The sequence below is a fragment of the Coleofasciculus sp. FACHB-542 genome, assembly GCF_014695825.1.
Lineage (GTDB): Bacteria > Cyanobacteriota > Cyanobacteriia > Cyanobacteriales > FACHB-T130 > FACHB-T130.
The window spans coordinates 48,839-62,978 of sequence record NZ_JACJPB010000014.1 but is presented as its reverse complement, the minus strand read 5'-3'; the positions used below and the strand labels follow the sequence as shown (position 1 = coordinate 62,978).

The following is a 14,140-nucleotide window of genomic DNA, read 5'->3' as shown; positions in this document are numbered from 1 at the left end:
AAGATTTAGTTTGAATTTATAGCATTTTCCGTTTGATATGCACCTCTTTGAAAAAATATCCTTGGCGAAGAGAACTTAAGAGGGATGCAAAGGAAGTCGGCTCTTGTCGCTCTCAAGGTATTTAAAAGCCGCAAAATATCATATTGAATGTCAAAAAGGAGTAATTAGTGCAATCCTAGTTCATGAATGAATAAGGATTGCTATCAACTAAACAAACTCGTTGATGCATAGCGGCTGAAATTACGTCTCGTTTAAGTTTACCTGGAACGAGGGAAGCGATCGCAAGCAAGACGCTGTAATGACTAGAGAAGAAAGTCAAGCTGACATTTTAAAAAATATTTCATTGAGGCTTAACCCTACTCTATTACCCAGGCAACTTAAAGGGAATTGAAGCGATTGAAAAAGTATTGCCAGGTGTCCCTCAAGTGGCACTTTTTTATCGGGATATCTGCCCTAGATTCAGAGTGCCGTTGCAAAAGGCAACTAACGCGCTCAATGGGCGTTAGTTGTGTATATCCATTCGCTTCTCAGGCACATTGGGGCGATGCTGACCTCACTCGGCAGTTTTGGGTTTAAAACTCGACTCGAAAAAAATGAGCGATCGCCGATAGATGAAGACATTGCTAGCGACGAGTCAGCCGTGCGCGTCTTAATTGTGCAGGCGCAAGAAGATTGGGCGATCGCTTACTGCAACTGCGGGCTAGAACCTGTCAAAAACAACCCTTGAAATACGCCAGTAGAGAAATTCAACAACTAAGTCAGGCACTTTAAATTGATAAAACTAACTTATCTCTACCTGTACGAGCAGTAACGCCGCGTATTCCCATTAAAATCAAAGCAACTATAGCATTCAATTGCCTGGAAGATACAAAGCCTCTGGCTTAAGCGTGGCATTGAGCGAATTGGGATTATCGCCGCACAACACCGTAGGCGTTGGCGATGCCGAAAACGATAGCGCCTTGCTGAACCTGTGCGAGTGTGGCGTCGCCGTCGCCAACGCCCTGCCCATGCTCAAAGAGATTACCGATTTTGTCACGAAGGGCGATCGCGGTGCTGGGGTAATTGAATTGATTGACCATCTGGTGGCTTCGGATTTATCCGCACTTCAACCTTAGCGGCAATGACACAACATTCTGCTAGATAGCTCAGAAGCGGTCAACGTTTGTCTACCTGTCGTAGTCGATGGAGTCATTCCGCCTACCTTCTAGCTGCGGGGGCAGAAACTCAGAACGCCGTCTGTGGGATAAGGTTGGCGGAGGGGGCTGGATGGGGTGAATCACTTGTACTGTCCGGGGAGGACGCTGCTGTTGCGACAGCAACGCAAAGGCTGCTGCCAGCACAACCCCACTAATGACAGTGAGAACCATGCCTCCTACTGCCCAGAGGATGCCTGTCAGCATGGGATTTAGGGGCTGTTGCTCTTGAACAGGAGGCAAGGCTTGGGTTGGGTTGACCGGCGGAGGATAGACATTTGCTTTTGCCTGCGTAGTCAGAGCCTCAATCACCATTTGCTGATTCCGCAGCTGGGCTTTCACCTGCTCGGTTTCACTTTGTTGCTGTTCGAGCCGATCTTTTAGCCTTTGAGTTTCGCTCTGCTGCTGTAAGCAATAGGGAGTCGTATCCGGCGAGACACCAGCCGCAGTCGGAGGCGGAGGCGGCAGCTGCTGCATCGTGCCGTAGGGCTGTCCTGGCTGCGGTGGCGAGGGCAGGTAAGTCGGCAGGTTGGCTTGACTGGGATTCCCGCCAGTTCTAAGCAAGACGAAAGCTGCAATTCCGGCGAAGGCAGCCCCGGCCAGAAATGCTGTACTCTTTTCACTCATCGCTCTTGCTTTTCAACGGTAACTGAACCACAAATAGTCGCAACTGATGCACTCCGAGAATCATAACTTAACACCCTACTCAAATCGGGTTAACTTAGCAACTAAATTAGCAACTGAAGTAGATGGGATAGGGAGGCGTTTGTTACGACCTCGTATATGCTCTTACATTCAAAACCACATCATGTCAGTTGTCCAGCTAAAAAAAAATTGTAGAGATTTAAGAAGCGACAAATTGACATCCGTACTTGATAGCGGTTCTCACTCTGGCGTGCAATACACTTGGAACTTCGCCCTCAACCCCTCGCTATTCACCCAGCGGGGATATTGAACCCCTTTCTGCGGACGGGATATTAATCCGTATTGCATCCAAACCAAAATCGCTAGATTTGCCACACCGCAGGGATGGGATGCCTTCGTGTTTCTCTTGGGGTTGGGAAAGGCGTCGGGGAAAGTTAACTATAAGCAAAATTAATCGGTAGCTCTATAATAAAGCCGGTTTGACCCGATCCACTCTCAACCCAGATTTCGCCTCCTAAATGCTCTGTCAGTTTCTTCACAAGTGCCAGTCCCAAGCCAGTTCCGCCTTGCTTCCAGGGGTCAGCATTGGGAACTCGGTAAAATTTATCAAAAATACGGGTTAGTTCGCTCTGAGGAATTTCAGCTCCAGAATTTTTGACACTCAATTGAAGGGTTCCCGATTTCGCTTCGGCGGTAAGGACAATTTTTTCTCCTGGGGGAGTGTATTTACAAGCATTGTTGAGCAACTCTGCGAGGATGCGTTCCAGACTAGATGAATCAGAGACTAAGCGAGGTAATTGAGAGGGGATGTCAACCTGCAAGATTTGTTGGCGGTTTTGGGCACGCTCTTGAAAAGGTTTTACAATTTGGGGCAACCAGAGATGAAGTTCGATGACGTCTAAATCCAAGGGTCGCGTCCCGGCCTCTAGGCGTTGTAAATCAAGCAAATCGTTGATTAAATCGGTTTCGCGTTTGCATTCCTTCTGCAATATCTGCAAGTAGAGACTGACTTTGCTGACTTCTGTAGGGGGTTTTGCGATTTTGGCATCCAAGACCCCCTCCCGCTTTAGGGTGATTTCCAACATCTGAGCCGCCATTTTCATGTTGGATACAGGCGAACGTAATTCGTGAGAAACGGTGCTGAGGAATTCATCTTTGAGCCGATTGAGTTTTTCTAGTTCCTCTACTTGTGCCAGGGATGCTTGATAAAATCGGGCTTGACGGATTGCGATCGCGCATTGATTCGCTACTTGCTGCACTAGCCGGATCTCTAGTTTTTTGAAGGTATAGTCTGGGCGATGGAATAACCACAAATCCCCCAGCACTCCTTGATCGTCCAATATCGGGCAAGCCAACATCGCCACCTTACTCCGGACAAAGTCGGGACTGATTGAACAAGATTGGAAACATTTACCTTGTCGTAGAGGAGCGTAAATTTCCGGGAAGTCTGCCATTTGCATCACCTGACCCTGCGAGGAAGGCATTGAGGTGGCGTACTCGTAGCAAATTGTGGCAGTTTCTTGCTCCAGGTTGTAGAGCGAAGCATGACAGCTGCCCATATTAAATGAAAGCGCTAACTCTCGAACGGCTACCTGTAAAATCTGGCTTTCGTCGAGACTATCGCGGACTTTGTCGGTGATGCGTTTTAGCACGGCTTCAAAGCCAAGCGCTTTTTGCAGTTGGGTTGTGCGTTGTTGCACTTGGCGTTCTAAATTGGCGTTCAGCTGCTGCACCTGCTTAAACAGGGTGGATTGCCCAATCGCGATCGCCAGTTGAGCCGCGAATGCACAAACCAGGTCTACCTCTGAGTCTTGCCAGTAGCGAGGACGACCTTCCATCGATAGTGTTAAGATTCCCCAGAGGTTTCCTTGAAAGTGTATCGGTACCAACAACCAAGCACCCGGATAAGCCTCTGCTAGAGGCTTATTCCCCTCATCCTCGATAGTCTGAGTATCGTGAATGGAAACCACTTGTAACTGCTTGAGTTGCCTTCCCAACAAATTGTCTACATCTGGAAATTCCATACCCAGCCTGCTCGACAAACTGGAACCTTGATAGTAAAGTGCCACATTCAGCCAAACCTGCCGCTGCGGAAGATATTGCAGGATGGAAACGTGGTCGATGTGCAAAAGCTGACCAATTTCCGTTGTGGCTGTGGCAAAAATTACTTCTAATTCTAGAGAGCTACGAATTGCAGAAATAGACCGATTCAGTGCTTGCTCGCGCTGAGCTTGCTGTTGCATTTGGTTGTAGAGTTCGGCTTGCTGAATTGCGATCGCTACCTGGGTTGCCAACGAACAAAGCAAATCAATTTCCAACTGTTGCCACTGTCGGGGTTGCGAACAATTATGGGCAATTAGCAGTCCCCACAATTCCTCTCCTTGCAGAATCGGGACGATCAAGCTGGCTCTAACTTGAAGCCGATGTAGTAAATCGATGTGACACTGACTCAACTCGGCTGTATAAATATCTTCTATAGTTTTAGTGCGACCCTGTTGGTACTGGACATAGACTTGTTCAAAGCAAGGATCGTGGATTGTTGTTCCCAGGATGGGAGTCCAACCGTTGGCGACAGACTCCACTACCACGACTCCACTCCAGTCCGGCTGAAAGCGGAAAACGATCACTCGATCGGAGGCGAGAAATTGCCGGACTTCAGACACCGTCGTGTTGAGAATCTCGTCTAAATTTAAAGACTGACGGATGCGTTCTAGCATCGCCCTCAGCAGTCGTTCCCGCTCGGTTTGCTGTCTTAGTGACTCTTCCGCGGCTTTGCGATCGCTAATATCGCGCACAATGACTAAAACTTCATCTTCCCCACTGACAACAAGCCGCGCCTCGTAATCGTGCAAATTGCCATTTTTGGGAAGCTGATACTCGAAGATTTGGATTTCGTTCGTAGAAAGTGCTTGCTCCACATGGTATTTGGCTTTCTCAGCGACTTCTGTGGGCAAAACCTCGTCTAACTTTTTACCTAAGAATTCCTGAGCAGGTAAGAACGTATCAAAGTCTCTAGCTGCTTTGACGTCCAAATAAGTGCTATCTTTGCTAATTCGGAAGATCAAATCCGGGATGGCACTTATAAGAGCGCGATTTTTTGCTTCGCTTTTGCTTAGTGCCTCTTCTGCCTGTTTGCGCTCGGTAATGTCAGTCTGAATCCCCACAAAACCGATTAGATTCCCTTGTGGACTCCCGATTGGGGAAAGATAGAGTTCGTTCCAGAAAAGGGTGCCATCTTTGCGATAGTTGCGTAAGGTGACATGGCATTCTCTAGCTTCCCTAATCGCCATTCGTAGCTCATCAAGTGCTGGCTGAGCAGTGTCAGCGCCCTGCAAGAAGCGGCAGTTGTACCCTATGATTTCCTCAGCAGAGTAGCCTGTTAAACGCTCAAAACTTGGATTGATATAAATAATTGGATTATCTGGTTGATTGGAGTCGGTAAGGACAATGCCATTGCAGCAATCACGGAGAACCTGCTCCAGTAAATGTAGACGTTCCTGTGCTTGTTTGCGCTCAGTTATGTCATCGCAAACCAGGAGGACAACTCTATCCGTATTCGTTCTTTGTACAATGCTAGCGGTAACATTTACCCAGAAAATGCTGCCGTCTTTGCAACAGGCGCGCAATTCCCAACTAGTAACCAAAGCGTTTGACTCGATCCCTGAACTCAACTCAAATGCTTCTTGAATTGCTTGTTGCAAAAACTGAGCAAACTCAGCTTTTAACTTTTCTCGCTCGTCAGGAGCAAAAGTGCTGAAAATTGTTTTTCCAACCAACTCTTGGACGCTATAACCAAGACGAGCCGCTCCAAACTGATTAACCCCAACAACGACTCCTTCTGAATCCAAAGTAAAGTGAATACAGGGAGTCTTGTTGTACAGTGTTCGGTATGCTTCTAGTTCAGCTCTCGTGTTCCGCAGTTCTTCCTCAAGTTGGGGACGTTCTACATCTGCACCCGCGATAGTTTGTTGTAACTCTCCAGAAGCACCTTCACCTTGTAAATAGTCATGCCCAATTGGCTGGTGATTTGCGTCCATTTTGTAATCTCTTACCCCTTTTTTTTCATAGAGATAGAGGGACTAAATTTTTTATCTTTGTTTATCAAAAAACTAATTTAATGGACTAAATAGCAAGTTGTTTGATGGGTTTGAATGCCTCAGTTATGGCTATGTAATGTTAAATGCTATACCAACTCAATCGTTCGCTTTCTAAAAAGGCTATGTCTATCATAGATATTTGAGCCAGCAATTATAATAACTCATTGCAGCTCGATAAAAAACATTACCTCCTGAGAAAACCTAAGTAATGGCTCTTTTACGTTAGAATTTCCTAACTGATTTTAAAATTGTTTTTTGTTTATACTAAACAATATTTACTTTTAATCTCATAAAGAAATATATATTTATGTTTAATTTATTATAGTTGTAGAGCGGTCATAAAAGTAGCGAACCACGCTTTTCTCTACACTTTAACCATTATTTGCGAGAGAAGTGCTAGAAAATAGCCATTAACAATAGACTAGGAACTGGAAATCAACCAAACTCTGCTAACCGTGAATGACTAATATGAGCGCACAAACAGAAGAACCAATTACCTACGAAGGCGGCTGTCACTGTGGCGCAGTCCGCTTTCGGGTAATCGTTGACGAACATAAGGCAGATGACTGCAACTGTTCCATCTGTAGGAAGAAGGGATTTTTACATCTAATTGTGCCGTCCGAACGTTTTACCTTGCTAAGCGGTGCAGACTTATTGACAACCTACACCTTCAACACGGGTGTTGCTAAGCACATCTTCTGCCGTATTTGTGGGATTCACCCTTTTTATCGTCCCCGTTCCCATCCCGAATCTATTGATGTCAACGTGCGTTGTCTGGATGAGGATGTGGTGTCTCGCTTTTGCATTGTGCCTTTTGATGGGGTTAATTGGGAACAAAACGTACACCTAATTCGCTCTGAAGCATCGGACACGGATTAATAAATTCTCTCACCCAGCTTATCTATCATTGTAGGTTGGTTTGAGGTCATGTAGACGGAGTCTTCAAGAGAGAGTGACCCAACAAAAACTAAGGGAGGTGTTGGGTTTCGTCTTTGTGCGAAACCCAACCGGAAAGTCTGAAGTGAGTGCGAATCAATTTAAGTAGCTGGAACCTGCGAAAATTAACATTTTGCCCGATTGACTACCATTTATCGCAGTCCTCTCCAAACTATTGGGGAGAAAGCCAGCTTGGCGCTGAAATCAAGAGAATTGAGGAGCGTGAATCTTATCTGCCTGCATGAGGACAAAATAGGTAAGATTGGTTTCATAAAATACGCTTATGGTTTTATTAAAATTATTTTTAATTATTAATTTTGTTTCAATTTTGGCTGAATTATTAAATTGAAATTGTAAAAAGCTTAGCCGTAGACAAAGCAAGAAGAAAGTATAGAGTAACGTCTAATAAAAAATCCGAATTCAGGAGCGGGCAAAAATTATCATTATTCCTAGCAATGCGGCAGATTTTAGCTGAAAAATACTTCTTTTAGAGGAAAAATTAGAAGCAATGAGTCTATTTTTCTACTGTCTACTACCAACTTTGCCGTCTCTCGCCTCGCACGCTCAATTGCTAAAGAATCTGCCAACACCGAAACTAGCGATGAATGTATCTCAAGCGAAAGAGCACGCAAAATAACCACCTAAGAAAGTTACAGCCAAGACTTAAATATGGTACAGAAGGACTAGAGTGACAAAGGACTAAAGCAAAATAACCGATCGATCGAAATGGCAGAGCGATACTCACAGTCAGTTACGAACACTAGAATGCAAATAGGGACAGGAGGCATTTATTTCTAAAAGCCATGCAGGCTTGAAGTGGCAAAAGCAGGCTGTTATCGGACAGCAGGGCTAGGGTAACGCAAGCAAATGTTTACGCGGTAAGTATTCCCATACGTCGTAGCGATCGCTTGTTAAGATCGGTAAGTTTTAACCATTCCAACCTTTTAATTAAGCTTTTTACTTTCTAACCTGACAACGTTCCTGTGATAGATCGGCTTTCAAAGGGGAATTTCCATACAGTGCGATCGCACCTAAGACGCACTGCTGCTTTAATCTTGGGACAACCAGCACTGGTGGTTAGTGTGGTGGTCTCCCTCTTAGTGCTGGGAGTCCGGCAACAAGGTTTGCTGGAGACGCTGGAGCTAGGTGCTTATGACCAGATGATGCGGTTACGACCAGCCGAAGAGCCAGATCCCCGGATCTTGGTAGTTGCTGTTACCGAAGCAGACATCCAAACTTACAAGCAATATCCCCTGTCTGACGAACGAATGCATCAGATGCTAGCAAAACTGCTGGCAAACGAGCCGCGTACTGTCGGACTAGATATTTATCGCGATTTGCCCGTAGAACCGGGTCATGCGGCATTCTCCAAGCTGATGAGTAGCGATCGCCGCATCGTTCCGGTGTGTGCCGTCAAAGAGTCGGAAGGTCCTGGCACTCCACCACCACCCAATATTGCTGATGACCAGGCTGGCTTTGCCGATATCGGAAAGACTGATTCTGATGGCGTTATCCGTCGGGGTTTGTTATTTGTCTCTCCCTCCGCTCACAAGCCTTGTCCTAACCCGAACTCCTTTAGCTTCCAACTGGTTCAACGTTACTTGGAAAAAGAAGGAATCGTTGCTTCAGACACCCCACCTCTCCGTTGGAACAACACTGTCTTCAAACCTCTGGAGCCTAATGATGGAGGATATCAAGGTCTGGATGCACGGGGGTACCAAATCCTCATCAATTACCGCTCTGCCAATCGCCCTTTTAACCAGGTAACGATGAGTCAAGTCCTCAACGGTCAGTTTGACCCTAGCTGGGTAAAAGACCGCATCGTTCTCATCGGGGTTACTGCTTCCAGCATTGATGACGCCTTCTATACTCCCTACAGCGGCTCACAGAAGGGAAATCGGAAAATGCCTGGGGTTGTCACTCATGCCCATCTGGTAAGCCAGATGCTCAGTGCTGTCCTGGATGGACGTCGTTTATTTTGGTTCTGGTCGGATTGGGGAGAAGCTTTGTGGGTGCTGGGTTGGTCTGTAACTGGCGGGTTGATGGCTTTGCGGCTGCGGCATCCAGGGCACTTGTTACTGGGACAGGGAGCCGCGCTGGGTGTCCTGTTTGGGTCGTGTTGGGTGCTGTTTACCCAGGCGGGATGGGTGCCAGTGGTTCCCTCTGCGATCGCGTTGGTGGGTACAGCTGCCGGTGTCGTGGCTTATAGCTCTCACCAAGCCGAACAAAATCAGAAAAAAATCGCGCTTCTGGTTCAGGAACAGCAATTCAACCTGGCGCAGATGCAAGCACTTCTCCAACAGAAGAATCAGGAACCACAGACTGAGGAAGAAGCAGAGGTAGCAACTGCGATCGCGCCAGCTCCCCTATCAGTTCTGCCTAATCGCGATGATTATGATGATGATGATGAGACTCAGCCGTGGCAGCCTAGCTTAGATGTAATTACAGAACCTGAGCGACTGGAGCGCCAGCGATTATTAGATTCCTCTCCCGTAAAGTACGGCGACTCCCTGCGACCATCTCTATTGATGGGACGCTACAAGATTCTTCGACCTCTGGCTTCGGGCGGGTTTGGTCATACGTATTTAGCCGAAGATACCATGCGACCTGGTAAGCCCCAGTGTGCGGTTAAGCATTTAATGCCTGCGCTTCGGGATGAAAAATTCTTGAAATTGGCAAAACGGCTATTTTTTACAGAAGCCGCCATTCTGGAAAGCTTGGGGCACCATTCTCAGATTCCGCAGTTACTTGCCTATTTTGAAGAAAACGAAGAATTCTATTTAATTGAAGAATTTATTAAAGGTCATCCGCTCACGGATGAACTATTGATAGATAAGCGCCTACCGGAAGCGCAAGTGGTGGAAATCCTGTGCGGGGTGCTGGAAATTCTGGTATTTATCCATGAAAACCAAGTCATCCACCGGGATATTAAGCCGAGTAATATTATTCGCCGAGAAAAAGACGGTCGCTTAGTTTTAATTGACTTTGGTGCCGTGAAACAGATTCAGCCCCAAGAAGAAAGCGAACAGGAAAACCGCACCATTGCTATCGGCACCCGTGGTTATACTCCGGCTGAGCAATACGACGGACACCCTAGGTTCAGCAGTGATATCTACGCCTTGGGCATGATTGGGGTGGAGGCAGTGACGGGGATACCGCCTAGTAAGCTGGAAACTGACCGGAACACCGGCAACATTAATTGGCGCGAATTTGCCTCAGTGCGAGACGAATTTGCCGAGATTTTGGATAAGATGGTGCACTTCCACTTTGTGACTCGTTACCAGTCAGCTACAGAGGTGCTACAGGAGTTGAAACGGCTTCCTAGCGCTCCCGCGTAAACATCATCCGGTAGTCAGGCGGTAGTCAGGATGTGGGTGCTACAGGTGAGGGGGGATTGACATCGTTTGAAAAATGTTTTAGACGAAGATTTGCCTAAAAAATGCGATCGCTTCAGAAAAATTGAACCCATGCCGTTTAGCAAAATTCTGAATTCACTCATCTTCAATGGATTCGGAATTTTCGGTTCGGATGAAGCGAAAAGTGGCACAATGAAAGGCGGTGAATAATAAGATGGGTAACAATTCTGTGAGTCCGACAGCCTCAGCGTCCCCTACGGCACGCCGTGTCGTTTTTCCTTTCACTGCTATCGTGGGTCAGGAAGAGATGAAACTGGCCTTGCTGCTGAATGTGATTGACCCCTACATTGGCGGCGTGATGATTATGGGCGATCGCGGAACGGGCAAATCCACCACGATCCGGGCTTTGGCTGACCTGTTGCCAGAAATCGAAGTCGTTGCCGATGACCCGTTTAATAGTCATCCCAGGGATCCCGATTTGATGAGCGACAGCGTGCGCGATCGCTTGGCGAAACAGGAAGAAATTCCCGTCGCCCACAAAAAAGTGACGATGGTTGACCTGCCGCTCGGTGCGACAGAAGACCGCGTCTGCGGCACTATCGACATTGAAAAAGCTTTATCCCAAGGAGTCAGAGCTTTTGAACCCGGACTCCTCGCGAAAGCCAACCGGGGCATTCTCTATGTAGATGAAGTCAACCTACTTGACGACCACCTAGTAGATGTGCTGCTCGACTCAGCGGCAAGCGGCTGGAACACCGTCGAACGGGAAGGAATTTCTATCCGTCACCCGGCGAGATTTGTTCTAGTCGGTTCCGGCAACCCGGAAGAAGGCGAACTGCGACCTCAACTGCTCGACCGCTTTGGAATGCACGCAGAAATTCGCACGGTGAAGGAACCAGCGCTGCGAGTGGAAATTGTAGAGCAACGGGCTGAGTTTGACCAAAATCCCCCGAAGTTTCTGGAAAAATATCTTCCGCAGCAACAAGCATTGCAACAAAAGCTCGTCAGCGCTCAAGAACGCCTGTCCTCGGTGACGATGGACTATGACTTGCGGGTGAAAATCTCCGAAGTTTGTTCGGAGTTGGATGTAGACGGCTTACGGGGCGATATGGTTACGAACCGAGCCGCTCGCGCGATCGCTGCCCTAGAAGGACGCACTGAAGTCACCGTAGACGATATCCACCGCGTCATCACCCTGTGTCTGCGTCACCGGCTCCGCAAAGACCCCTTGGAGTCGATTGATTCCGGCTACAAGGTGGAAAAAGTGTTTGGTCGCGTCTTTGGACTGGAAGCGTCCTCAGCAGAAACCAACACAGCTACAGCGAATGGAGTTCGTCAGGGTGTTCGGTAATCAGGACTGAGAGTGTGTTGAGTGCTGAGTGATTAGAGAGTTTTTCGATTCAACGCCCATAAATTAAAATTAAAAGTTTTAATTTATGAGCGTTGAATTTTGAGTTATAAAAGAGTTCTTTAATTCAAAACTCAAAACTCAAAACTTTTTACCAATCCCCAATCTTTCTATGGCAGAGCCACTCATCGAACTAAAGGGAATTTCTAAATCCTTTGGCAACAATGTCATCTTAGATGGGGTCGATCTGACAATTTATCGGGACGATGCGCTGGCAATTATTGGCCCCTCCGGGACTGGTAAATCGACGATTTTGCGGATTATTGCGGGACTTTTGGCTCCTGATTCTGGTGAAGTTTATATCCTGGGAAAGCGACGTCGCGGCTTAATTGAAGATGCCGAAGATCCCCTTGGAATTGGGATGGTGTTCCAACAAGCGGCTTTATTCGATTCGCTGACGGTGGAAGAAAATGTCGGCTTTCTACTGTTTCAGCGTTCTAAACTGTCGCGTCGGCGGATACGAGAATTGGTGGAGGAAAAGCTAGAGATGGTTGGGTTGCCAGGGGTTAGCGATCGCTACCCCTCGCAATTATCGGGTGGAATGCGAAAGCGGGTGAGCTTCGCCCGTGCAATTATGTCCAATCCAGACCATCCCCAAGACAACCCAGAAGTTTTACTCTATGATGAGCCTACTGCTGGTCTTGACCCCATTGCTTCCACAGTGATTGAAGATTTAGTTCGTCAGTTGCAGGAAATACCAGACAGTTGTAGCAGTTATGTCATGGTGACGCACCAAGAAAGCACCATTCGCCGCACTGCTGACCGAGTGATATTTCTCTATCAGGGACAGGTACAGTGGGAAGGTGCCGTCAGCGAGATTGATACCACCCAAAATCCTATCGTTCAACAATTTTTTAGTGGAAGTGTAACCGGCCCAATTCACGTCATCGGCTAAAATCAATTAAAAATTAAAAATTAAAAAAGGCAGAATTTTTAATGTAAGCATTTTTAATTCTTAATTGTTAATGGTATGAGGAGAACAGATGCGATCGCGAACGGTTCGAGAAGGCTCCGTCGGTTTGTTAATCCTGCTGTCCCTTTTCTTGTTTGGGGGTCTGATTTTGTGGATACGCGGGATGAACCCCGGTAGCCGTAGCTACACAGTCGTGGCAGAATTTGTCAATGCTGGCGGGATGCAAGCTGGCGCACCCGTCCGCTATCGCGGCGTCAATGTTGGGAAAATTACTGCCATCAACCCAGGCTCGAATGGCGTCGATGTGGTGATGGAAATTGCACCGGCTGACTTACTGATTCCGCGTGATGTCGTCGTTGAAGCCAATCAATCCGGTCTGCTCAGCGAAACTTCGATTGACATTACTCCCCTGAAGCCCTTCCAGCCAGACGCAAAGGTAGCGAATCCGCTCGATCCGCAATGCCAGTCTAGCCTGATTGTTTGTGACGAGGATCGTGTGCAAGGTCAAATTGGGGTCAGTTTTGATGAACTGCTTCGCAGCACCACCCGCATCGCCAATCTCTACAGCGACCCCGCATTCTTTGCCAACCTCAACTCAGTTGCTAAAAATACCAGCGTCGCCGCCGTTGGGGTATCTCAACTTACCCGCGAACTCACGGGTTTGAGTCGCTCAGTGCAACAAGAAATTAAAAACTTCTCAGTCGCAGCCAATTCAGTGACGAGTGCTGCCAATCAAACCAGCAATCAAGTTGCTTTGGCAGCCAATCAGATTTCTAAGACCGCGAATCAATATAGCGGGACTGCCACCCAGGTAAATCGGCTCGTCGATAATATGAATAGTCTGGTCGTAGGCAACCGCTCGACTCTCGTCAGTACCTTGAACAACTTTAGCCAAGCCAGCGAACAGCTGCGCCTGAGTGCGAGTAACCTGACCGGACAAGTCAACCAGTTTGGAGGTGGACAACTACGGCGTAACTTAGAACTCGTGTCTGCAAATGCGGCGCAGGCGTCCATCAATGCAGCGCAAGCATCTGCTAACTTTCGCGATCTTTCCACCGCTCTTAACAGTCCAACGAATTTGGTTGTATTGCAACAAACTTTAGACTCAGCGCGGATGACGTTTGAAAATGCTCAGAAAATTACATCTGACCTGGATGATTTGACAGGAGATGAAGCTTTCCGTAACAATTTGCGAAATTTGGTGAATGGACTCAGCAATTTGGTGTCTTCGACAGAAGACCTACAGCAGCAGGTTCAAGTGGCTGAGGTTCTAGAACCCGGAGTGCCAGCAGTCAATCCGGGAACCGGGATCGGAACGCAGCAGAATAATTCTTTGCTCCCTCTTGCATCGCCTTCTTTGACACCCATCGCCCAAAAGAAGCAGTTAAAGTCTGTACAGCGCGAACCAATCGGAAAGGCGTTACCTTCCGCTTACTGGGAGGAAGAATCTATTCAGCCACTAGCTGACTCTGAAAATAAGAATTAGCAAGCCTCAGTTCCATGCTCTTTGCTAGAAGAAGAGAAGCTTTCAATGATTCCCCCGTCCTTACAAGGCAATGCATCACCTACACCTGTTGGAATTATGTAGGGGT

Annotated in this window: 10 protein-coding genes; 8 read left to right on the top strand and 2 right to left on the bottom strand. The window is 47.4% G+C overall.

What is annotated here, in order from left to right; all coding sequences use genetic code 11:
• The first annotated feature begins 544 nt into the window (after nucleotides 1-544).
• Nucleotides 545-727, top strand: a complete 183-nt coding sequence (locus H6F52_RS03170) for a hypothetical protein (protein ID WP_190531857.1) — start codon at nucleotides 545-547, stop codon at nucleotides 725-727.
• A 127-nt stretch (nucleotides 728-854) separates the two neighbouring features.
• On the top strand, nucleotides 855-1,115 hold the full coding sequence (locus tag H6F52_RS03165; protein ID WP_199300356.1) for an HAD hydrolase family protein: 261 nt from the start codon (nucleotides 855-857) through the stop codon (nucleotides 1,113-1,115).
• 51 nt (nucleotides 1,116-1,166) lie between these two features.
• Here the strand turns inward: H6F52_RS03165 and H6F52_RS03160 are convergent, their stop codons facing one another.
• Both H6F52_RS03160 and H6F52_RS03155 read right to left on the bottom strand, forming a co-directional pair.
• Nucleotides 1,167-1,820, bottom strand: a complete 654-nt coding sequence (locus H6F52_RS03160; RefSeq protein WP_190412034.1) for a heterocyst differentiation related protein — start codon at nucleotides 1,818-1,820, stop codon at nucleotides 1,167-1,169.
• Nucleotides 1,821-2,272: 452 nt separating this feature from the next.
• Entirely contained in the window at nucleotides 2,273-5,875 is a 3,603-nt protein-coding gene (locus H6F52_RS03155) for a GAF domain-containing protein (RefSeq protein ID WP_190531855.1), read from the bottom strand.
• A 528-nt stretch (nucleotides 5,876-6,403) separates the two neighbouring features.
• Here H6F52_RS03155 and H6F52_RS03150 point away from each other — a divergent pair.
• The 6 genes from H6F52_RS03150 to H6F52_RS03125 all read left to right on the top strand — a co-directional run bounded on the left by H6F52_RS03150 (nucleotide 6,404) and on the right by H6F52_RS03125 (nucleotide 14,034).
• Nucleotides 6,404-6,814 (top strand): GFA family protein, encoded by a 411-nt coding sequence (locus tag H6F52_RS03150; protein WP_190531853.1) that lies wholly within the window; start codon nucleotides 6,404-6,406, stop codon nucleotides 6,812-6,814.
• Nucleotides 6,815-7,890: 1,076 nt separating this feature from the next.
• A complete protein-coding gene (locus tag H6F52_RS25140; RefSeq protein ID WP_206754024.1) occupies nucleotides 7,891-10,209 on the top strand; it encodes a CHASE2 domain-containing serine/threonine-protein kinase in 2,319 nt (772 codons plus the stop codon).
• A gap of 66 nt (nucleotides 10,210-10,275) precedes the next feature.
• Nucleotides 10,276-10,437 (top strand): hypothetical protein, encoded by a 162-nt coding sequence (locus H6F52_RS03140; RefSeq protein ID WP_190429225.1) that lies wholly within the window; start codon nucleotides 10,276-10,278, stop codon nucleotides 10,435-10,437.
• Between the two features lie 19 nt (nucleotides 10,438-10,456).
• The gene (gene bchI, locus H6F52_RS03135) at nucleotides 10,457-11,578 is read left to right on the top strand and encodes a magnesium chelatase ATPase subunit I (protein WP_190531894.1); all 1,122 of its coding nucleotides are present in this window, start codon (nucleotides 10,457-10,459) and stop codon (nucleotides 11,576-11,578) included.
• A gap of 169 nt (nucleotides 11,579-11,747) precedes the next feature.
• Nucleotides 11,748-12,530: an ABC transporter ATP-binding protein gene (locus H6F52_RS03130; protein ID WP_190525491.1), complete on the top strand. Its 783-nt coding sequence runs from the start codon at nucleotides 11,748-11,750 to the stop codon at nucleotides 12,528-12,530.
• Nucleotides 12,531-12,618: 88 nt separating this feature from the next.
• Nucleotides 12,619-14,034 carry an MlaD family protein gene (locus tag H6F52_RS03125; RefSeq protein ID WP_190531850.1) on the top strand — a complete coding sequence of 472 codons (1,416 nt, stop codon included), beginning with the start codon at nucleotides 12,619-12,621 and terminating at the stop codon, nucleotides 14,032-14,034.
• Nucleotides 14,035-14,140 lie beyond the last annotated feature (106 nt).

What these genes read in the sequence shown, in the direction of transcription:
- H6F52_RS03125 (WP_190531850.1), top strand. Translation starts at nt 12,619, where the DNA reads ATGCGATCGCGAACGGTTCGAGAAGGCTCCGTCGGTTTGTTAATCCTG.
- H6F52_RS03170 (WP_190531857.1), top strand. Translation starts at nt 545, where the DNA reads ATGCTGACCTCACTCGGCAGTTTTGGGTTTAAAACTCGACTCGAAAAA.
- H6F52_RS03160 (WP_190412034.1), bottom strand. Translation starts at nt 1,820, where the DNA reads ATGAGTGAAAAGAGTACAGCATTTCTGGCCGGGGCTGCCTTCGCCGGA.
- H6F52_RS03130 (WP_190525491.1), top strand. Translation starts at nt 11,748, where the DNA reads ATGGCAGAGCCACTCATCGAACTAAAGGGAATTTCTAAATCCTTTGGC.
- H6F52_RS03155 (WP_190531855.1), bottom strand. Translation starts at nt 5,875, where the DNA reads ATGGACGCAAATCACCAGCCAATTGGGCATGACTATTTACAAGGTGAA.
- H6F52_RS03150 (WP_190531853.1), top strand. Translation starts at nt 6,404, where the DNA reads ATGAGCGCACAAACAGAAGAACCAATTACCTACGAAGGCGGCTGTCAC.